Here is a 19,315-nt window from a genome sequence, read left to right on the forward strand (position 1 = left end):
CACAGCCACAGCGCACCCGGCCACGGCACACCCGGCTACGTCGCCGGAATCACCGCCGACACCCGGAAACCCCCCGCATCCGTCGGCCCCGACACGAACACCCCGCCCAGCGCCACGACCCGCTCCCGCATGCCCACCAGCCCGTTCCCCCCGGACGGCAGCCGCGCCGACGACGCCGACGCCACCTCCGGCGGCGGCTCGTTCTCCACCTGCATCGCGATCTCCGACACCCGGTGCGCCAGCCGGACATACGTCTTCGCACCCGCCGCGTGCTTGTGCACGTTCGTCAGCGCCTCCTGCACCACCCGGAACGCCGTCTGCTCGATCTCCCGCGTGTACAGACGCACCTCCCCCTCCACCGACAGCGCAACCACCATCCCCGCGGCCGCCGACTGCCCGACCAGCTCCTCCAGCTCCTCCAGACACGGCCCCTCCGCCGACGGCTCGGCCTCGGCCCGCGACACCACCACCGCGGCCGCCACCTCGCCCACCGCCGCCGGCGGCACCTCACGCGCCCGCACACCCTCACCGCTGCGCAGCACCCCGAGCATCTCCCGCAGCTCCGTCAGCGCCTGCCGGCCCATGTCCCCCACCAGCGCGGCGTTGCGCACGGCCTTCTCGGGATCCTTCGGCGCCACCGCCTGGAGCGCGGCGGCATGCACGACCATCAACGACACCCGGTGCGCGACCACGTCGTGCATCTCCCGCGCGATCCGCGTCCGCTCCTCGTTACGGGCCCACTCCGCCCGCTCCTCCGCCCGCTCGGCGAGCAGCTGCAACTCCCGCTCAAGGCTGTCCGCCCGCTCCCGCAGGCTCTCCATCAGCCGACGCCGCGCCCCCACGTACATCCCCAGCAGCAACGGCGGCGCCGTCATCCCCACCGACATCGTCACCGCGATGAACGGCACCGCCCAGTCGCCCACCCGCACTTCCGAGTCGGACAGCTGCCGCGCCTGCACGAACGTCACCACGAACATGCCCAGCAGCGACATCCCCGCCAGCGACGCGATGATCCTGCGCGGCAGCTCGGACGCGGCGAGCGTGTACAGGCCCACCACGCCCATCAGATAGCCCATCTGCGCGGGCGCGACGGCGATCGACACGAGCACCACCGCGATCGGCCAGCGCCGCCGCACGAGCAGCACGGAACCGGCGAGGACCCCGAACACGACCCCCACCGCGACCGGGATCCCGGCGTCACGCGCGAAGGGAACCCCCCTGGCCCCGCACTCCAGCGCGGACGCCAGCGCAAGCCCTCCGTCCAGCAGGGCACTGCGCCGTCTGACCCACCACCACGGCCCCGGCCGGGCCTTGGCTTCCTCTTCCCCCGTCGTGGTCATGCCTCCCAGCCTACGGTCGGCGACCCGCCCTTTTCCGGCGAGTTTCCACGACTGGCCTACACCACACTCCGTAATCGAATAACAACGAAACCAGTAGGTATCCCTCGAACTGCTGAATCACCCGCGTTCGATCCCGGAACCCATCATTCCGGCCAGACGGTATGCCCATGGCACATTCCACCGGCACAAACGGGAAGTACGCGGACTTCGAGAGGTTGCGAGCCCAGGCGCTCACCCTGCGCCGAGCGGGGCTCAGCCTCCGCCAGATCCGCGACGAGCTTCAGGTCCACAGCAAGGAGCTGCTTCAGCGGCTCGTGGAGGGCGAGCCTCCTCCTGAGTGGACGAAGCGGCCGAACGCGAAGGACGGCCTCCGCGCGAGGGCCCGGGAGCTTCGACAGCAAGGCTGGACGTACAACCAGATCCAGGCCGAGCTGGGCTGTTCGAAAAGCTCGGTATCGCTATGGGTGCGAGATCTGCCGCACCCCGAGCCCAAGTGCACGCCCGAGGAGCGGCGGGCACGCATGAACGCGGGGCTGGCGCGGCTGCGTGCCTCGCAGGATCGCGAGCGGGAGGAAACCAAGAGGACGGCGGCCGCGGCCGTCGGCAAACTGTCGGACCGGGAACTGTTCCTCGTGGGTGTCGGCCTCTACTGGGCCGAGGGCAGCAAGGACAAGCCGTACGACCGGCGCGAGAACGCCTGCTTCGTCAACAGCGACCCGGGCATGATCAAGGTCTTCCTCGCCTGGCTCGATCTGCTCGGGATCGAACGCGAGCGCTTGCGGTTCCGCGTCATGATCCACGAAAACGCCGACGCCTTCGGCGCCGAGAGTTTCTGGGCGGAGCTGGCGGGAGCCGACCGGTCGACGTTCAGCAAGACGACACTCAAGAAGCACAATCCCAAGACAATCAGGAAGAATGTCGGGGACTCCTACCGGGGCTGCCTGGTCGTCAAAGTCCTGAAGAGCGCCGATCTGTACCGTCGCATCGAAGGCTGGTGGTGCGGCATAGTAGGTGCCGCAGCCCCAGCGGACTAGCTAAATGTCCACTTTGGGTAGGCATGCACTCCCCTGTGGTGTAATGGGTAACACGGGTCACTTTGGATGATTTGTTCCAGGTTCGAGTCCTGGCAGGGGAGCCACAGCACACAAGACCTCAGTTCGGGCCCTGACAGCACAGTCAGGGCCCGCACTCATGTCCGCCCACACCCACCCCGGTATCCTGCGGATGTCCACCCCTCCCCCAAACAGCCGAAGGGCATCCCGTGAGCGCCATTCGCCCGGCAGCCGTCGTCGTTCTCGCAGCGGGTGAGGGCACCCGTATGAAGTCGGCCACACCCAAGGTCCTGCATGACATCTGCGGCCGCAGCCTGGTCGGCCATGTGCTGGCCGCCTCCGGTGAGCTGGAGCCCCAGAACCTCGTCGTGGTCGTCGGTCACGCGCGGGAGAAGGTCACCGCGCACCTGAACGCCGTCGCCCCCGACGTCCGCACCGCCGTGCAGGCCGAGCAGAACGGCACCGGCCACGCCGTACGGATGGGCCTGGAGGAGCTCGGCGGCGAGATCGACGGGACCGTGGTCGTCGTCTGCGGCGACACCCCGCTGCTGACCGGCGAGACGCTGCGCCGGCTCGCCGGGACCCACTCCGCCGACGGCAACGCCGTCACCGTGCTGACCGCCGAGGTCCCCGACGCGACCGGCTACGGCCGCATCGTGCGGGACGACAGCGGCGCGGTGACCGCCATCGTGGAGCACAAGGACGCCTCCGAGGCCGTCCTGGAGATCCGGGAGATCAACTCCGGGGTGTTCGCCTTCGACGGCCGTCTGCTGGCGCAGGCCCTGAAGCAGGTGCGCACGGACAACAGCCAGGGCGAGGAGTACCTCACCGACGTGCTGGGGATCCTGCGCGAGGCCGGGCACCGGGTCGGTGCCTCCGTGGCCGGGGACCACCGGGAGATCGCGGGCATCAACAACCGTGTGCAGCTCTCCGAGGCCCGCCGCATCCTCAACGAGCGGCTGCTGACCGAGGCGATGCTCGCCGGTGTCACCGTCGTGGACCCGGCCGGCACCTGGGTGGACGTGACCGTCACCTTCGGGCAGGACGCCGTCGTGCATCCGGGCACGCAGCTGCTGGGTGCCACGCACATCGCCGAGGGGGCGGAGGTCGGCCCCAACAGCCGCCTCAAGGACACCCGGGTGGGTCCGGGCGCGCGTGTGATCAACACGGTGTCCGACGGGGCCGTCATCGGCGCGGAGGCGTCCGTGGGGCCGTACGCGTATCTGCGTCCCGGTACCCGGCTGGGTGCGAAGGGCAAGATCGGCACGTATGTCGAGACGAAGAACGCGTCGATCGGTGAGGGGACGAAGATCCCGCACCTGTCCTACGTCGGTGACGCGACGATCGGTGAGTACTCCAACATCGGTGCCGCGAGCGTGTTCGTGAACTACGACGGGCAGGACAAGCATCACACCACCGTCGGGTCGCACTGCCGCACCGGTTCGGACAACATGTTTGTGGCGCCCGTCACGGTCGGGGACGGTGCCTACACGGCCGCAGGGTCCGTGATCACCAAGGATGTGCCGCCCGGTTCGCTGGCCGTGGCCCGTGGCCAGCAGCGGAATATCGAGGGCTGGGTGGCCCGTAAGCGTCCGGGCAGTGCGGCCGCGAAGGCGGCCGAGGCGGCCTCTCGCGCAGAGAACGGCGAAAGCTGACCGGAAACGGGTGCGTCGAAGACGGCGTACCGTGATAAGTGCACACCCGCACCCCACCAGCTGAGACGACCTCTCACGCCCAGTGGCGAGGTCTGCTCGACACCCAGCTGCGACACCTCTGAGGAGACAGTGCTGTGACCGGGATCAAGACGACCGGCGAGAAGAAGATGATGTTCTTCTCCGGCCGCGCCCACCCCGAGCTTGCCGAGGAGGTCGCCCAGCAGCTGGGTGTCGGGGTCGTCCCGACGAAGGCCTTCGACTTCGCCAACGGCGAGATCTATGTGCGCTACCAGGAGTCGGCACGTGGTGCGGACTGCTTCCTGATCCAGAGCCACACGGCTCCGATCAACAAGTGGATCATGGAGCAGCTGATCATGATCGACGCGCTGAAGCGTGCGTCGGCCCGTTCCATCACGGTGATCGTGCCGTTCTACGGTTACGCGCGGCAGGACAAGAAGCACCGGGGCCGTGAACCGATCTCGGCGCGTCTGATCGCGGATCTGATGAAGACGGCAGGTGCGGACCGCATCCTGGCGATCGATCTGCACACGGACCAGATCCAGGGTTTCTTCGACGGTCCGGTGGATCACCTGTTCGCGCTGCCGCTGCTGGCGGACTACGTGGGCGAGAAGGTGGACCGGGAGAAGCTGACGGTGGTGTCGCCGGACGCGGGTCGTGTGCGGGTGGCGGACCGCTGGTGCGACCGGCTGGGTGCGCCGCTGGCGATCGTGCACAAGCGGCGTGACAAGGATGTGGCGAACCAGGTGACCGTCCACGAGGTGGTCGGTGAGGTTCGTGGCCGGGTGTGTGTGCTGGTGGACGACATGATCGACACGGGTGGCACGATCTGCGCGGCGGCCGATGCGCTGTTCGCGCACGGTGCCGAGGATGTGATCGTGACGGCGACGCACGGTGTGCTGTCGGGTCCGGCGGCCGATCGTCTGAAGAACTCCCGGGTGAGTGAGTTCGTGTTCACGAACACGCTGCCGACGCCGGGTGAGCTGAGCCGTGATCTGGACAAGCTGACGGTGCTGTCGATCGCTCCGACGATCGCGAGCGCGGTGCGTGAGGTGTTCGAGGACGGTTCGGTGACCAGCCTCTTCGACGAGCAGTAAGGGTTTTGCGGGGCCCCGGTGGACCGGGGTCCGGTGATCCTTTTGGGTGCGGCCTTCCTGCCGAGTAGACTGCTGAAGTTGCTCGGCGAGGGAGGCCGCATTTCTGTGTGCGGCTGTCCGTTATCGACGCGCTCTTCGTAGCAGGCCGTTCGTGGCCGGGTGACCACCACGTCCGTTTCCTGCATATCCACGAGGAGTGAACATGTCCGAGGTGAAGCTCGCCGCCGAGACGCGTACCGAGTTCGGCAAGGGTGCCGCGCGCCGCATCCGCCGCGAGAGCAAGGTTCCCGTCGTTCTCTACGGTCACGGTTCCGACCCGCTGCACCTGACCCTGCCGGGCCACGAGCTGCTGCTGGCGCTGCGTACGCCGAACGTCCTGATCTCCCTGGACATCGACGGCAAGTCGCAGGAGCTGGCGATCCCGAAGGCCGTGCAGCGTGACCCGCTGAAGGGCCACCTGGAGCACGTGGACCTGCTGCTGGTCAAGCGCGGCGAGAAGGTCACGGTCGAGATCCCGGTCGTCGCCGAGGGCGAGCTGGCCGCCGGCGGCAACCTGCTGGAGCACGTGCTGAACGCGCTTCCGGTCGAGGCCGAGGCCACGCACATCCCCGAGTCGGTGTCGGTGTCGGTGGAGGGTCTTGAGGCCGGTGCCTCGGTCCTCGCCAAGGACATCACGCTGCCCAAGGGCACCACTCTGGCCGTCGAGGAGGACGCTGTCGTCCTTCAGGTGCTGGCCGCGCAGGCCGAGGAGGCCCCGGAGGGCGAGGCCGCCGAGGGCGGAGAGGCTTCCGCGGAGGCCTGAGCCTGAGCTTGGCCGTCGTTTCGTCAGCCGCTGCTTCCTGTCGGGGAGCGGCGGCTGGCGCGTATGCAAGGAGACGTGGACGTGACGACCGACCCGAGTGCCCCCTGGCTGATCGCCGGGCTGGGCAATCCCGGACCGGAGTACGCCATGAACCGGCACAACGTGGGGTTCATGGTGGTGGATCTGCTGGCCGAGCGGATGAGCGGGAGGTTCAAGCGGGCCGGCAAGGCGCAGGCGCAGGTGGTGGAGGGGCGGATCGGTCCGCCGGGGCCGCTGAACCGGCGGGTGATCCTGGCGAAGCCGATGTCGTTCATGAATCTGTCGGGCGGTCCGGTGAACGCGCTGCGGGACTTCTACAAGGTGCCGGTGGAGCATGTCGTGGCGGTCCATGACGAGCTGGACATCGACTACGGGACGCTGCGGCTGAAGCTGGGCGGCGGTGACAACGGGCACAACGGTCTGAAGTCGATGACGAAGGCGTTCGGTGCGGAGTATCACCGGGTGCGGTGCGGGATCGGGCGGCCGCCGGGGCGGATGCAGGTGGCGGATTTCGTGCTGAAGGACTTCTCCTCGGCGGAGCGCAAGGAGCTGGACTGGTTCGTGGACCGGGCGGCGGACGCGGTGGAGTGTCTGGTGATCGAGGGTCTTGAGCGGGCGCAGGGTACGTACAACTCCTGACAACTGGGTGGATCGCTCCCACTGCGGTTGACGTTCCGTGCAGGCATGGCCAAGGATCGCGGCCATGCCTTCCGCTGCTGTCTCCGCCCAGGGCACTGCCGTCGCGCTCCGGTTCGGCCGGGTGACCGTGATGGGTGCGGTCACGGCGCTGATCCTGATCGCGGGCGTGTGGGCGTCCTGGGGTTCGGCGCAGTACGTGATGCTGACCAAGGGCCGTGAGCGGGGCACGGTCGAGGTGACGGACTGCGGTGAGCGGTCCTGTTCGGGGCCGTACACGTCGCTGTCGCCGGGGCATGCGGAGCCGGCGCGGGTGACGGTGGAGGACACCGTCGCGGTGCGGACGGGCCGTACGTACACGGTCGTGGTGAAGCCGGGCGGTGCGGACGCGGTGCGGTCGGGTCCGGCCGGGGTGCTGTACGCGTGGGTTCCGCTGGGCGGCGCGCTGCTGCTGGCGTCGGTGGTGGTCGCGGGCGGGCTGCGGCGGACGCGTGCGGCGTGGCTGCTGGCGGGCGGGGGGTTCGCCCTGCTGACGGCGGCGTTCGTGGCGGTCTGAGGGCGCGGGTCCCGCGGGGCCGGACGAGGCTGTACGGGACGGAAGGGCGGCACCCCGGTGGGGTGCCGCCCTTCGTCGTGCGGGTGGTGCCGGGGGTCAGCCGGTGTTGCGCAGGCCCGCGGCCACGCCGTTGACGGTCAGCAGCAGGGCGCGGGAGAGCAGCGGGTCGGGCTGCTCGTCGGTTTCGGCGGCGTCGCGCTGGCGCTTGAGGAGGGCGACCTGGAGGTAGGAGATCGGGTCCAGGTAGGCGTCGCGGATGGCGAAGGTCTGACGCAGGGCGGGCTGGGCGTCGAGGAGCTCGGCCTCGCCGGTGACCTTCAGGATCTCGGCGACGGTCAGCTCGTGTTCGGCGCGGATGGTGTCGAAGACGTGCTTGAGCTCGTCGGGGACGAGGGTGTCGACGTAGTGGCCGGCGATCCGCAGGTCCGTCTTGGCGAGGGTCATCTCCACGTTGGAGACGAAGTTGCGGAAGAAGTGCCACTGCCCGTACATCTCTTCGAGCACGGTGTCGAGACCGGCTTCGCGCAGGGCCTTGAGGCCGGATCCGACGCCGAACCAGCCGGGGACGATCTGGCGGGACTGGGTCCAGCCGAAGACCCACGGGATGGCGCGCAGGCCGTCGAGCGAGACGCCCGAGCCGGGGCGGCGGGCGGGCCGCGAGCCCAGGTGCAGGTCGGCGAGCTGGTCGACCGGCGTGGAGGCGAGGAAGTACGTCGGCAGGTCGGGGTCCTCGACGAACGCGCGGTAGGCGGCGTGGGCGGCGTCGGAGACGACGTCCATGGCGGCGTCCCAGCGGGCGAGGGCCTCGTCGGACTGGCGCGGGGCGGTGTGCAGGGCGGATGCCTGCAGGGTGGCCGCGACGGTCAGTTCGAGGTTCTCCCTGGCCAGGGACGGGATGAGGTACTTGTCGGAGATGACCTCGCCCTGTTCGGTGACCTTGATCTCGCCTTCCAGGGTGCCCCAGGGCTGGGCGAGGATCGCGTCGTGGGAGGGGCCGCCGCCGCGGCCGACGGTGCCGCCGCGGCCGTGGAAGAGGCGCAGGCGTACGCCGTAGCGGTGGGCGACGTCGCGCAGCCGGCGCTGGGCGCGGTGGATCTCCCACTGGCTGGTGGTGATGCCGCCGAACTTGGAGGAGTCGGAGTAGCCGAGCATGACCTCCTGGACGTCGCCGCGCAGGGCCACGAGCCTGCGGTACGACGGGTCGGAGAGCATGTCCTCCAGGATGGTGTCGGCGGCCTTGAGCTCGTCGGTGGTCTCCAGGAGGGGGACGATGCCGATCCTGGCCCAGCCGGCGTGGAGGTCGAGGAGGCCGGCCTCGCGGGCGAGGACGGCGGCGGCGAAGACGTCGTCGGCGCCCTGGCACATGGAGATGATGTACGACTCGACGACCTCGGGTCCGAAGACCTCCAGGGCCCGCTTGACGGTCTGGAAGACGCCGAGGGTCTTGGCACCGGCGGCGTCGACGGGGGCCGGGGTGGGGGCGAGGGGCCGGCGCGAGCGCAGTTCCTTGGCGAGGAGCTTGGTGCGGTACTCGCGGGGCATGTCGGTGTAGCGCCAGGATTCCTCGCCGAGCCGGTCGAACAGCTGGCCGAGGGCGTGGTGGTGGGCGTCGGCGTGTTCGCGGACGTCCATGGTGGCGAGCTGGAGGCCGAAGGCGGCGAGGGTGCGGATGGTGCGGTTCATGCGGCCGTCGGCGAAGAGGCCGCCGCGGTGGGCGCGCAGCGAGGTCTGGATGAGGGTGAGGTCGGCGAGCAGTTCGGCGGTGCCGAGGTAGTCGCGGCCGCTGTGGTGGGGGGTGCCCTTGGCGAGGCGCTGCTTGGTGTTCTCCAGCTTCTGCCGGATGCAGGTGGCCTTGAGGCGGTAGGGCTCCTCGGCGTTGAGGCGCTTGTAGCGGGGGCTGATCTCGGGGAGGTTCTCCAGGTCGGCCTGGAGGGAGGTCTTCAGTTCCTCGGTGGCGCCGCTGTAGCGGATGGAGTTCGACAGGAAGCCGCGCAGCTCGTCGATCATCTCCAGGGCGTCGTTGATGCCGTGCTCGTGCTGGAGGATCAGCACGTCCCAGGTGACCTCGGGGGTGACGTTGGGGTTGCCGTCGCGGTCGCCGCCGATCCAGGTGCCGAAGGTGAGGGGGCGGGTGTCCTCGGGGAGCTGGACGCCGACGCGTTCGAGTTCGGCGGTGAGGTCTTCGAGGACGTCGCCGACGGCGTTCGCGTGGAGCTCGTCGAGGTAGTAGATGGCGTTGCGGGCCTCGTCGGCGGGCTCGGGGCGGACGACGCGCAGTTCGTCGGTCTGCCAGACGAGGTCGATGTTCTCGGCCAGCCGGGTGTCGTGGCGGCGGCGGTCGGAGTCGATGACCGGGGTCTCCAGGAGCGCGGCGATGCGCCGGAGCTTGTTGAGGACCGACCGGCGTGCGGCCTCGGTGGGGTGCGCGGTGAAGACCGGGCGGACGTTGAGGTGGCGGACGGTCTCGCGCAGGTGCTCGGGGTCGGCGTCCTTGAGCCGGTCGGCGGTGCGGGAGAGCAGGCCGCCCTCGGCGGCGCGGCGGGCGCGCAGCTCGCGGCCGCGGTGCACCTGTTCGGTGACGTTGGCCAGGTGGAAGTAGGTGGAGAAGGCACGTACCAGCTTGGCGGCGGTCTCCAGTTCGGTGCCGCGCAGCAGCTCGGCGGCGGCCTCGCCGTCCTCTCGGGTGAGGCGGCGCACCTTCTCGACCAGTTCGAGGAGCTCGGGGCCCTCCTGCCGGACGAGGGTCTCCCCGAGGAGGTCGCCCAGTCGGCGGATGTCGGCGCGCAGCTCGGTGCTGGTGTTCGTCTGGGACTCGGTCTGGTCGTCGGCACTGCTCACAGGTGCGGCTCCTTGCAGTGTTGAAGCTCGTCCGGGAGGGAACCCGAAGGACCGGCACGCGGCGGGTGCCGCATACGGGCGGTGCCTCCGGGAAGTAATCAGAGCGGACCGCGCTGTCCGACTGGTTCCAAGGATAGGTGTCCATGCGGACGCGCAGGCTCACGGGCTCTTGCTGCCGGGCGGGGCGCTGCCATACTTACGTCGCCGTAGGTTACGGAACCGTAGGGAGTCCCGCTCGGATCAGGCCGGGTTCCGTGGCCCGGCCATCCGCTCCCGACACCCTCGACCCCACAGGGGACGCCCCATGACCACGAGTTCCGATGTGCTCCAAGACTCCCCGGAGGCTGCGGGCACCGCGTTGCCCTCCGCCACGCTCGGCGGGGAGCAGAAGCGTTCGATCGAGCAGATCACGCTGCTGGGCTTCATCGCCGTGCCGTTCCTCGCGCTGGTGGCGGCGGTGCCGCTGGCGTGGGGGTGGGGGGTGAGCTGGCTGGACCTGGGGCTGCTGGTCTTCTTCTACTACCTGGGCTGTCACGGCATCACGATCGGTTTCCACCGGCACTTCACCCATGGTTCCTTCAAGGCGAAGCGGCCTTTGAAGATCGCGCTGGCGATCGCGGGGTCGATGGCGGTCGAGGGGCCGCTGGTGCGGTGGGTGGCCGACCACCGCAAGCACCACAAGTTCTCGGACGCGGAGGGTGACCCGCATTCGCCGTGGCGGTACGGCGAGACGGTTCCGGCGCTGATGAAGGGCCTGTGGTGGGCGCACATCGGCTGGATGTTCGACGAGGAGCAGACGCCGCAGGAGAAGTACGCGCCGGATCTGGTCAAGGACCCCGCGCTGCGGGCGATCTCGCGGCAGTTCATCCTGTGGACGGTGGTGTCGCTGGCGCTGCCGGCGCTGATCGGCGGTCTGGTGACGATGTCCTGGTGGGGCGCGTTCACGGCGTTCTTCTGGGGTTCGCTGGTGCGGGTGGCGCTGCTGCACCACGTGACCTGGTCGATCAACTCGATCTGTCACGCGGTGGGCAAGCGGCCGTTCAGGTCGCGGGACCGTTCGGGGAACGTGTGGTGGCTGGCGGTGCTGTCGTGCGGTGAGTCGTGGCACAACCTGCACCACGCCGATCCGACGTCGGCGCGGCACGGGGTGATGCGGGGGCAGCTGGACTCCAGTGCGCGGCTGATCCGCTGGTTCGAGCTGGCGGGGTGGGCGTCGGACGTGCGCTGGCCGTCACGCTCGCGTATCGATTCGCGCCGCAACACCGACGAGGGCGGCTCCCGGCGCCGGAAGGACACGGCCGAGGCGGCATGATTGACGCCGTGGCGACCGACTCCAGCAGCACCTCCAGCAACGACAAGCCGCGGCGGACGCGCCGTACCCGGATGACCGGTGCGGAGCGCCGCCAGCAGCTGCTGGAGATCGGCCGCACCCTGTTCGCGGCGAAGGGGTTCGAGGGCACGTCGGTGGAGGAGATCGCGGCGAAGGCCGGGGTCTCCAAGCCGGTGGTGTACGAGCACTTCGGGGGCAAGGAGGGCCTGTACGCGGTGGTCGTGGACCGTGAGATGCGGCGGCTGCTGGACGGGGTGACGGGCTCGCTGACGGCGGGGCATCCGCGTGAGCTGCTGGAGCAGGCGGCGTTCGCGCTGCTGGACTACATCGAGGAGTACACGGACGGTTTCCGGATCCTGGTCCGTGACTCGCCGATCCCTCAGTCGACGGGTTCGTTCGCCTCGCTGATCTCGGACATCGCCACCCAGGTGGAGGACATCCTGGGCAAGGAGTTCAAGAGCCGGGGTTTCGATCCGAAGCTGGCTCCTCTGTATGCGCAGGCGCTGGTCGGGATGGTGGCGCTGACGGGGCAGTGGTGGCTGGAGGTGCGCCGGCCGAAGAAGGCCGAGGTGGCGGCGCATCTGGTGAATCTGGCGTGGCACGGGCTGGACGGCATGGAGCCGAAGCCTCGGCTGATCGGGCACCGCAAGAGCTGAGTGCCGCTTGCCGCCGCCGTGCGTCCGCGGCAGCGTCGTGGTCGGTCGCGCAGTTCCCCGCGCCCCTTTTCAGTCCCTCTTCCGGGCGACCACGAAGACGCGGCGGAACGGGAACGGGGTGCCGTGGTCCGTGGCCGGGTACGCCTCGCGCAGTGCGGCGCGGTAGTCGTCCAGGAAGGCGTCGCGGGTCTCGGGGTCGTCGGCGAGGGCGGTCAGGACGGGGCGCAGGCCGGTGCCCTTCACCCAGTCGAGGACGGGGTCCTCGCCCTGGAGCAGGTGGGTGTACGTCGTCTCCCAGGCGTCGACCGTGCAGCCCAGGGCGCAGAGCCGTTCCAGGTAGGCGGCGGGTGTGAGGACGGCGTCGTCGTGGCGGAGGGCGTCGGTGACGCCGTGCCGTGCCGCGAGGTCGCGCATCAGACGGTGGCTGGGTGCGTCGAAGTTGCCGGGGACCTGGAGGGCGAGGGTGCCGCCCGGGGTGAGGCTCTCGGTCCACCGCGCGAACAGCCCGGTGTGGCCGGGCACCCATTGCAGGGTCGCGTTGCTGATGATCAGGTCGTGGGGTTCGGCGGGTGTCCAGGTGCGGGCGTCGGCGTGGGCGAAGTCGAGGAGGCCGCCGCCGGGGGTGGGGCCCTCGTGCTCGGTGCGGGCCCGGTCGAGCATGTCGGGGGAGTTGTCGTAGCCGGTGATGCGGGCGGTGGGCCAGCGTGCGGCGAGCAGGGCCGTGACGTTGCCGGGGCCGCAGCCGAGGTCGGCGATGCGGGGCCGGCCGGCGGGGAGGCCGGGCACGCGGGCGAGGAGGTCGGCGAAGGGGCGGGCGCGGTGGCCGGCGTGGCGCAGGTACTGGGCGGGGTCCCAGGTGGGCGTGGTCATGTCTCTCACCTTCCCCCGCATATTATCTCGACGTCAAGAGACTCGACATCAAGAGACTTCATGTCGACACAACCACTACACTGATCGTCATGGAGGACGAGGTCGATCGGCTGGTCGCAGCGTGGCGCCGGGAGCGCCCGGACCTCGACGTGGAGCCGCTGGAGGTGCTCAGCCGGGTGAGCCGGCTGGCCCGGCACCTGGACCGGGCACGTCGGCTGGCCTTCTCCGAGCACAGCCTGGAGCCCTGGGAGTTCGACGTGCTGACCGCGCTCAGGCGCGCGGGGACGCCGTACCAGCTCTCCCCCGGCCAGCTGCTGACCCAGACCCTGGTCACGTCCGGCACGATGACGAACCGCATCGACCGGCTCGCCAAGAAGGGCCTCGTGGAGCGGCTGCCCGACCCCAGCGACCGCCGCGGGGTGCTGGTCCGGCTCACCGCCGAGGGACGCGACCGCGCCGACCAGGCCCTCGCCGGGCTGCTGGACCAGGAGCGGGCGATCCTCGCCGAGCTCTCCCGTGCCCAGCGCGGTGAACTGGCCGCCCTGCTACGCCAGCTGACCGCCCCGTTCGACAACATCCCCGGTTAGGTCGACCGGGCCGACGCCCGCCCGGCGCGCGAGGGCGACCGCGGCCAGCGTCGAGTGCACGCCCAGCTTCCCGAGGACGTTCTGCATATGGGTGCGGACGGTGTGCGGGCTGAGGAAGAGGCGCTCGGCGACCGCCTTGCGGCCGAGGCCGGCGACCATGCAGCGCAGCACCTCGCGTTCGCGCGGGGTGAGGGACTCCACCAGGCGTTCGCTCTCGGTGCGGTGCTTGCGCGCGGCCGTCAGTTCACGCAGCACCCCGGTCAGCAGGGCCGGCGGCAGATGCGTCTCGTCACGCAGCACCCCGCGGACGACGGTCAGCAGCCGCGACAGCGAGCAGTCCTTGGCGACCCAGCCGGACGCCCCGGCCTGGAGGGCGAGCGCCGCGCGCCGCGGGTCGTCCTTCTCGGCGAGCACGACCGTACGCACCCCCGGATGGGCGGTCCGCACCCCGGCGACCAGGGAGATCCCGTCGACCGTGCCGTCCTGCGCGCCGTCCGGCACGGGCGCGACGGACGCGACGGGCTGGACGGGCACCGCCGGCCGCACCCCGGCCAGGCCCCCGCCCAGGTCGGCGTCGACGAGCAGCACGTCGTACCGGCGCCCCTCGCCCGCCGCGCGCTCCAGACAGCGCAGCGCGGCCGGGCCGCTGCCCGCCGCGAAGACGTCGACGTCCGGTTCGGCCGCCAGCGCGGCCGCGAGCGACTCGGCGAAGATACGGTGGTCGTCGACGACCAGGACTCGGATGCGTACCACGAAACCCCCTTCCCCGAGCTCCTCAGGAGCAGGGGACACCCCAAAGCCGGGAGAACTACGTCAGACGTGGGCACGACGTCGGAGCGTGAACCGCCGCACGGCCCCTGCCATGCGGAACTGTTACCCCCACTTCGGGTGTCGTACCCGACCGACTCGCCCCCTGAACGGCACCGGCCCCCACCGATGCTGTTCATCAGGGTACGGACGGGGGCGGGCAGCGGAAGGCTATTTGCAGAACTGGCCGCCTGACGCGTTTATGGTGTGCCGCATGTTTCGTATCGAGACGGAAGTCGACAGAGCGCGGCGCGATCTGCTCCGATCCCGGTTGCGCGACACCAACACGGCGGCGTCACCGGTCCTTCGGGCGCTGCGGGGCACTCCGCAGGAACGCGAGAGTCCGCTGCACGTCTGGGCGTCGGACGCGGGGGGCGGTCTGGCGGGCGGGCTGGTGGGGCACACCTGGACGACGTGGCTGCATGTGGCGCTGCTGTGGGTGGACGAGCGGCACCGCGGTACGGGGCTGGGCGGCAGGCTGCTGGCGGAGGCCGAGCGGGCCGCGCGCGAGGAACGGGGCTGTCTGGCGGCCCGGTTGGAGACCTGGGACTTCCAGGCCCCGGAGTTCTACCGGAAGCAGGGGTACGAGGTGGTGTGCGTGATCCCCGACTATCCGCCGGGGATCACCGAGTACACCTTGACCAAGCGCCTCAGCTGAGCCGTCGGGCCCCCGGCGAGGGGACCGCCTCGAACACCCGCGGGGCGGTGAACCCGGCCGCGGCGAAAGCCTCTTCGACCGCCTTGGTGACCGTGCCGGCGTCGGCGGCCTCCACCAGCACGATCGCCGAGCCGCCGAATCCGCCGCCGGTCATCCGCGCGCCGAGCGCTCCGGCGGCCAGCGCGGACTCGACGACCAGGTCCAGTTCGCGGCAGGAGACCCGGAAGTCGTCGCGCAGCGAGGCATGACCCTCGGTGAGGACCGGCCCGATGGCGCGGGTGTCGCCCGACTCCAGCAGCGCCACCACGCGTTCCACGCGCCGGTCCTCGGTGACGACATGGCGCACCAGACGGCGCACCTCCTCGTCGTCGAGCCGGGCGAGGGCGTCGTCCAGTCCGTCGTGGGGGACGTCGCGCAGGGCGTCGACGCCGAGCAGGGCGGCGCCCTTCTCGCAGCCCGCGCGGCGCTTGCCGTACTCGCCCTCGTTGTGGGCGTGCTTGACGCGGGTGTCGACGACCAGCAGCCGCATGCCCTCGGCGGCGAGGTCGAACGGGATCTGCCTGCGCGCCAGGTCGCGGGTGTCGAGGAACAGGGCGTGGCCTTCCTCGCAGCAGGCGGACGCGGTCTGGTCCATGATGCCGGTGGGCGCGCCGACGTAGACGTTCTCGGCGCGCTGGCACAGCCGGGCCAGCTGTCCGGGCTCCAGGCCCAGGCCGAACAGGTCGTTCAGCGCGAGCGCGACCACGACCTCCAGGGCCGCCGACGACGACAGGCCCGCGCCGGCCGGGACGGCCGAGGCGAGATGGACGTCGGCGCCGGTGACAAGGTGCCCGGCCTCGCGCAGCGCCCACACCACACCGGCGGGGTAGGCCGTCCACTCCCGGTCGGACAGCGGGCTCAGCTCGTCCACGCGCAGTTCCACGACGCCGCCGTCGGTGTCGGCCGAGTGCAGGCGCAGGACGCCGTCGTCGCGCCGGGAGACGGCGGCGACGGCGGTGTGCGGCAGCGCGAAGGGCATCACGAAGCCGTCGTTGTAGTCGGTGTGCTCGCCGATCAGGTTGACCCGGCCGGGTGCCGACCAGATTCCGTCGGGCGCGGCCCCGTAGAGCGCGGTGAAGCCGGACCGGACCTCAGGTGCCGCCACTTACTTCTCCCTTGCGATGTGCTGCGCGAACTGCCAGGCGTCGGCGACGATGCCGGCGAGGCCGGGGCGGGACGGGCTCCAGCCGAGCCGCTCGCGGGCGGTCTCGGCGGAGGCCACCAGCACCGCGGGGTCGCCGCCCCGGCGGGGGGCCGCGACCTCGGGGACCGGGTGCCCGGTGACCTTGCGGACGGTGTCGATGACCTCGCGGACGGAGAAACCGTGTCCGTTGCCGAGGTTGCAGATCAGGTGCTCGCCCGGGGCGGCCGCCGTCAGCGCCAGCAGGTGCGCCTCGGCGAGGTCGGCGACGTGGATGTAGTCGCGGACGCAGGTGCCGTCGGGGGTCGGGTAGTCGTCGCCGTAGACGGAGACGGCGTCGCGGCGGCCCTGGGCGACCTGGAGGAGCAGCGGGATCAGGTGCGACTCGGGGTCGTGGCGCTCGCCGCTCTCGCCGTAGGCGCCGGCGACGTTGAAGTAGCGCAGGGACACCGCGGCCAGGCCGTGGGCGGCCGCCTCACCGGTGATCATGTGGTCGACGGCGAGCTTGGAGGCGCCGTAGGGCGAAGTGGGGGCGGTCGGGTCGGTCTCCGTGATCGGGGTGTTCACGGGCTCGCCGTAGGTGGCGGCGGTGGAGGAGAAGACGAGCGTGCGCACGCCCGCCTCGCGCATCGCGCCGAGCAGCGCCATCGTGCCGGCGACGTTGTTGTCCCAGTACTTCTCGGGCTTCACGACCGACTCGCCGACCTGCGAGAACGCGGCGAAGTGCAGCACCGCGTCGTAGGAGGCGTCGAGCCACTTGCCGGCGTCGCGGATGTCGCCCTCGACGAAGGCGGCGCCCGCGGGGACGCCCTCGCGGAAGCCGGTGGAGAGGTTGTCGAGGACCGTGACCTCGTGGCCGGCCTCCAGCAGATGCCGGGCGACCACGCTGCCGACGTACCCCGCCCCACCCGTCACCAGGTACTTCATGAACTCGCTACCTCTCGCAGTCGCTCTGCCGCGCGCTCCGGCGGCACGTCGTTGATGAACACACTCATGCCGGACTCGGAACCCGCGAGAAACTTCAGCTTGCCGGGAGTCCTTCTGACGGTGAAGAGCTCCAGGTGGAGTGCGAAGTCGTCGCGGCCGACGCCGTCGAACTCCTCCAGCGCGCCGAACGGCGCCTGGTGCCAGGCGGCGATGTACGGCGTGGGGGACTGGCCCTCACCGAAGACCCGGTCGAAGCGCCTCAAGAGTTCCAGATAGACCTTGGGGAACTCTGTGCGCGCGGCCTCGTCGAGGGCGAGCAGGTCGGGCACCCGGCGGCGGGGGTAGAGGTGGACCTCGTAGGGCCAGTGCGCGGCGTACGGCACGAACGCGGCCCAGTGCTCACCCTCCAGGACGACCCGCCCGCCGGCGAGTTCACCTTCCAGGACGGAGTCGAAGAGGTTCCCGCCGCCGGTCGCCTCCTTGTGCGCGGCCACCTGGCGCAGCATCAGGGCGGTGCGAGGCGTGGTGAAGGGGTAGGCGTAGATCTGCCCGTGGGGATGCTGGAGCGTCACACCGATCTCGGCGCCGCGGTTCTCGAAGCAGAACACCTGCTCGACGGAGGGCAGGTGGGACAGCTCCGACGTGCGGTCGGTCCAGGCGTCCAGGACCAGCCGTACCTGTTCCTCGGTGAGGTCGGCGAAGGCCGCGGTGTGGTCGGAGGTGAAGCAGACCACCTCGCAGCGGCCGGCGTCGCCGGCGAGGGAGGGGAAGCGGTTCTCGAAGACGACGACGTCGTACGAGGAGTCCGGGATCTCGCTGAGCCGTCCGCCCTGCGAGGGGCACAGCGGGCACTCGTCGGCGGGCGGGTGGTAGGTGCGCCCCTGCCGGTGCGAGGCCACGGCGACGCTGTCGCCGAGCAGCGGATCGCGCCGTACCTCCGAAGTCGTGACGGTGGGCTCCAGCGGGCGCCGGTCGACCGCGTCGCGCACCGAGTCGTCCCGCAGGTCGTAGTAGATGAGCTCACGACCGTCGGCCAAGCGGGTCGAGGTCTTCTTCACCGCGACTCTCCATCCGTACACGAGACATGTGTGCACAAGGTCGTTCACACACAGGACAAGGCTTCAAACAGAACCGAACACATCAAAGCACAAATCCCCACGCCGGTCACCATCACAACCAAACAAAGAACACCATTCAAGGTGAGGTCCGGATGCCCGTCCGTCTCGCGGCAGAGCTGCGGCCGCCCGGTCTGTTCCTCCTGGCGTGGCGGAAGCCACGGCCCGCCGCCGGACACCTCGGAGACCGACGGGCCCGGGTGACAGCACGAGGGGCCGGGACCGTCGGACGGTCCCGGCCCCTCTCCCTGCCGTCGCTCCACGCGCAGCCGGTCGCATCGCGCGGCAGGTCCACGGCCTGCGCCCGGACCCGGGCGTGGTGCCCGTCGGCCTTCATGTCCTGCACGGGCGGCGCGGCGAAGGCGCACGCCGCCCCGGAGCGGTCAGACGTCCGACGGGCGCGGCACCTGCGGAACGGAGGCCGCCCGGTCCAGCAGGCCCGTGCGGGCCGCCAGCGCCGCCGCCTCCAGCCGGGACCCCACCCCGAGCTTCATCAGCACGCGCTGGACGTGCGTACGGGCGGTGGAGGGGGCGATGCCCATCCCCGCCGCGATCAGCCGGGTGTCCTCGCCGTCCGCGACCCGGACCAGCACCTCCACCTCGCGCGGCGTCAGCATCTCCAGCAGCCGCCGGCCCTCGTCGTCGGGCTGGGCGGCGGGGTTGAGCAGCTCGCCGAACGCGCCCTGCAGCAGCTGGGGCGCCACCGCGGCCTCACCCTGGCGGGCCTTCATGATCGCCCGCTCGACGCCCTCGATCCGCTCGTCGTGCCGCACATAGCCGGAGGCGCCCGCGGCGAAGGCCGCCGCGATGCCCCGCGGGCTCGGCACCGGGCCCAGCACCACCACCGCCACCTGCGGGCGCTCCCGCTTGATCCGTGCCACGGGGTCGAACGCCCCCGGCTCCGCCGGTGTCCCCGTCCCCAGCAGGCACACCTCGGGTGCCCGCGCGATCACCAGCTCCGCCGCGCCCGCCGCGGGCGCCGCCGCCGCGAGCACCCGGTGCCCGCGCAGTTTCAGCGCCGAGGCCAGTGCCTCGGCCAGCAGACGGTGGTCGTCGACCACCATGAGCCGCACTCCCATCGAGAACCCCCCAGTTCCCCCCATTGGATGTCCCGGAAGCTACACGCTTGTTCGACGTCGCGCTCCCCCTACC

General features: G+C 70.8%; 18 protein-coding genes and 1 tRNA gene. 11 read left to right on the forward strand and 8 right to left on the reverse strand.

What is annotated here, in order from left to right; translation table 11 throughout:
* Nucleotides 1–35: 35 nt before the first annotated feature.
* On the reverse strand, nucleotides 36–1,340 hold the full coding sequence (locus tag ACIQGV_RS27045; protein WP_402498526.1) for a sensor histidine kinase: 1,305 nt from the start codon (nucleotides 1,338–1,340) through the stop codon (nucleotides 36–38).
* A gap of 167 nt (nucleotides 1,341–1,507) precedes the next feature.
* On the opposite strand from ACIQGV_RS27045, the gene ACIQGV_RS27050 reads away from it, so the two are divergent.
* From ACIQGV_RS27050 to ACIQGV_RS27080, 7 genes are all read left to right on the forward strand, one after another.
* The gene (locus ACIQGV_RS27050; protein ID WP_402498529.1) at nucleotides 1,508–2,374 is read left to right on the forward strand and encodes a helix-turn-helix domain-containing protein; all 867 of its coding nucleotides are present in this window, start codon (nucleotides 1,508–1,510) and stop codon (nucleotides 2,372–2,374) included.
* Between the two features lie 29 nt (nucleotides 2,375–2,403).
* A tRNA-Gln gene (locus tag ACIQGV_RS27055) sits at nucleotides 2,404–2,478 on the forward strand.
* A 123-nt stretch (nucleotides 2,479–2,601) separates the two neighbouring features.
* On the forward strand, nucleotides 2,602–4,047 hold the full coding sequence (gene glmU / locus ACIQGV_RS27060) for a bifunctional UDP-N-acetylglucosamine diphosphorylase/glucosamine-1-phosphate N-acetyltransferase GlmU (protein ID WP_402498532.1): 1,446 nt from the start codon (nucleotides 2,602–2,604) through the stop codon (nucleotides 4,045–4,047).
* Between the two features lie 134 nt (nucleotides 4,048–4,181).
* Complete coding sequence (locus tag ACIQGV_RS27065; RefSeq protein WP_402498534.1) at nucleotides 4,182–5,162, forward strand: ribose-phosphate diphosphokinase; 981 nt, start codon at nucleotides 4,182–4,184, stop codon at nucleotides 5,160–5,162.
* Nucleotides 5,163–5,364: 202 nt separating this feature from the next.
* Nucleotides 5,365–5,964 carry a 50S ribosomal protein L25/general stress protein Ctc gene (locus tag ACIQGV_RS27070; protein WP_402498536.1) on the forward strand — a complete coding sequence of 200 codons (600 nt, stop codon included), beginning with the start codon at nucleotides 5,365–5,367 and terminating at the stop codon, nucleotides 5,962–5,964.
* A 75-nt stretch (nucleotides 5,965–6,039) separates the two neighbouring features.
* The gene (gene pth, locus ACIQGV_RS27075; RefSeq protein WP_402498538.1) at nucleotides 6,040–6,642 is read left to right on the forward strand and encodes an aminoacyl-tRNA hydrolase; all 603 of its coding nucleotides are present in this window, start codon (nucleotides 6,040–6,042) and stop codon (nucleotides 6,640–6,642) included.
* Nucleotides 6,643–6,706: 64 nt separating this feature from the next.
* A complete protein-coding gene (locus ACIQGV_RS27080) occupies nucleotides 6,707–7,195 on the forward strand; it encodes a hypothetical protein (protein ID WP_402498541.1) in 489 nt (162 codons plus the stop codon).
* A gap of 96 nt (nucleotides 7,196–7,291) precedes the next feature.
* Here ACIQGV_RS27080 and ppc read toward each other — a convergent pair whose 3' ends face one another.
* On the reverse strand, nucleotides 7,292–10,033 hold the full coding sequence (ppc, locus tag ACIQGV_RS27085) for a phosphoenolpyruvate carboxylase (RefSeq protein WP_402498544.1): 2,742 nt from the start codon (nucleotides 10,031–10,033) through the stop codon (nucleotides 7,292–7,294).
* Between the two features lie 304 nt (nucleotides 10,034–10,337).
* On the opposite strand from ppc, the gene ACIQGV_RS27090 reads away from it, so the two are divergent.
* The gene (locus ACIQGV_RS27090; RefSeq protein ID WP_402498547.1) at nucleotides 10,338–11,345 is read left to right on the forward strand and encodes an acyl-CoA desaturase; all 1,008 of its coding nucleotides are present in this window, start codon (nucleotides 10,338–10,340) and stop codon (nucleotides 11,343–11,345) included.
* A complete protein-coding gene (locus ACIQGV_RS27095; protein ID WP_402498548.1) occupies nucleotides 11,342–12,019 on the forward strand; it encodes a TetR/AcrR family transcriptional regulator in 678 nt (225 codons plus the stop codon). Before ACIQGV_RS27090 ends, ACIQGV_RS27095 begins: the two co-directional genes overlap by 4 nt.
* Before the next feature lie 69 nt (nucleotides 12,020–12,088).
* On the opposite strand, the gene ACIQGV_RS27100 is transcribed toward ACIQGV_RS27095, so the two are convergent.
* On the reverse strand, nucleotides 12,089–12,889 hold the full coding sequence (locus tag ACIQGV_RS27100; protein ID WP_402498551.1) for a trans-aconitate 2-methyltransferase: 801 nt from the start codon (nucleotides 12,887–12,889) through the stop codon (nucleotides 12,089–12,091).
* 89 nt (nucleotides 12,890–12,978) lie between these two features.
* On the opposite strand from ACIQGV_RS27100, the gene tamR reads away from it, so the two are divergent.
* Nucleotides 12,979–13,476: a MarR family transcriptional regulator TamR gene (gene tamR / locus ACIQGV_RS27105; protein WP_086171256.1), complete on the forward strand. Its 498-nt coding sequence runs from the start codon at nucleotides 12,979–12,981 to the stop codon at nucleotides 13,474–13,476.
* Here tamR and ACIQGV_RS27110 read toward each other — a convergent pair.
* Nucleotides 13,435–14,229, reverse strand: a complete 795-nt coding sequence (locus ACIQGV_RS27110) for a LuxR C-terminal-related transcriptional regulator (RefSeq protein WP_402498553.1) — start codon at nucleotides 14,227–14,229, stop codon at nucleotides 13,435–13,437. The genes tamR and ACIQGV_RS27110 overlap by 42 nt on opposite strands.
* A gap of 256 nt (nucleotides 14,230–14,485) precedes the next feature.
* Here ACIQGV_RS27110 and ACIQGV_RS27115 point away from each other — a divergent pair, with 256 nt between their 5' ends.
* A complete protein-coding gene (locus ACIQGV_RS27115) occupies nucleotides 14,486–14,941 on the forward strand; it encodes a GNAT family N-acetyltransferase (protein ID WP_402498556.1) in 456 nt (151 codons plus the stop codon).
* Here ACIQGV_RS27115 and galK read toward each other — a convergent pair.
* From galK to ACIQGV_RS27135, 4 genes are all read right to left on the reverse strand, one after another.
* The gene (gene galK / locus ACIQGV_RS27120) at nucleotides 14,934–16,085 is read right to left on the reverse strand and encodes a galactokinase (RefSeq protein WP_402498558.1); all 1,152 of its coding nucleotides are present in this window, start codon (nucleotides 16,083–16,085) and stop codon (nucleotides 14,934–14,936) included. The genes ACIQGV_RS27115 and galK overlap by 8 nt on opposite strands.
* Nucleotides 16,086–17,048: a UDP-glucose 4-epimerase GalE gene (gene galE / locus ACIQGV_RS27125; RefSeq protein ID WP_402498561.1), complete on the reverse strand. Its 963-nt coding sequence runs from the start codon at nucleotides 17,046–17,048 to the stop codon at nucleotides 16,086–16,088.
* A complete protein-coding gene (galT, locus tag ACIQGV_RS27130) occupies nucleotides 17,045–18,106 on the reverse strand; it encodes a galactose-1-phosphate uridylyltransferase (RefSeq protein WP_402498563.1) in 1,062 nt (353 codons plus the stop codon). The genes galE and galT overlap by 4 nt, the downstream gene beginning before the upstream one ends.
* 440 nt (nucleotides 18,107–18,546) lie before the next feature.
* Nucleotides 18,547–19,242: a LuxR C-terminal-related transcriptional regulator gene (locus ACIQGV_RS27135; protein ID WP_402498566.1), complete on the reverse strand. Its 696-nt coding sequence runs from the start codon at nucleotides 19,240–19,242 to the stop codon at nucleotides 18,547–18,549.
* Between the last annotated feature and the right edge of the window lie 73 nt (nucleotides 19,243–19,315).

This window comes from Streptomyces sp. NPDC093094, assembly GCF_044754345.1.
Classification (GTDB): Bacteria; Actinomycetota; Actinomycetes; order Streptomycetales; family Streptomycetaceae; genus Streptomyces.

What these genes read in the sequence shown, in the direction of transcription:
- ACIQGV_RS27045 (WP_402498526.1), bottom strand. Translation starts at nt 1,340, where the DNA reads ATGACCACGACGGGGGAAGAGGAAGCCAAGGCCCGGCCGGGGCCGTGG.
- ACIQGV_RS27050 (WP_402498529.1), top strand. Translation starts at nt 1,508, where the DNA reads ATGGCACATTCCACCGGCACAAACGGGAAGTACGCGGACTTCGAGAGG.
- ACIQGV_RS27070 (WP_402498536.1), top strand. Translation starts at nt 5,365, where the DNA reads ATGTCCGAGGTGAAGCTCGCCGCCGAGACGCGTACCGAGTTCGGCAAG.
- ACIQGV_RS27080 (WP_402498541.1), top strand. Translation starts at nt 6,707, where the DNA reads ATGCCTTCCGCTGCTGTCTCCGCCCAGGGCACTGCCGTCGCGCTCCGG.
- ACIQGV_RS27090 (WP_402498547.1), top strand. Translation starts at nt 10,338, where the DNA reads ATGACCACGAGTTCCGATGTGCTCCAAGACTCCCCGGAGGCTGCGGGC.
- ACIQGV_RS27095 (WP_402498548.1), top strand. Translation starts at nt 11,342, where the DNA reads ATGATTGACGCCGTGGCGACCGACTCCAGCAGCACCTCCAGCAACGAC.
- ACIQGV_RS27100 (WP_402498551.1), bottom strand. Translation starts at nt 12,889, where the DNA reads ATGACCACGCCCACCTGGGACCCCGCCCAGTACCTGCGCCACGCCGGC.
- tamR (WP_086171256.1), top strand. Translation starts at nt 12,979, where the DNA reads ATGGAGGACGAGGTCGATCGGCTGGTCGCAGCGTGGCGCCGGGAGCGC.
- ACIQGV_RS27115 (WP_402498556.1), top strand. Translation starts at nt 14,486, where the DNA reads ATGGTGTGCCGCATGTTTCGTATCGAGACGGAAGTCGACAGAGCGCGG.
- galE (WP_402498561.1), bottom strand. Translation starts at nt 17,048, where the DNA reads ATGAAGTACCTGGTGACGGGTGGGGCGGGGTACGTCGGCAGCGTGGTC.
- ACIQGV_RS27135 (WP_402498566.1), bottom strand. Translation starts at nt 19,242, where the DNA reads ATGGGAGTGCGGCTCATGGTGGTCGACGACCACCGTCTGCTGGCCGAG.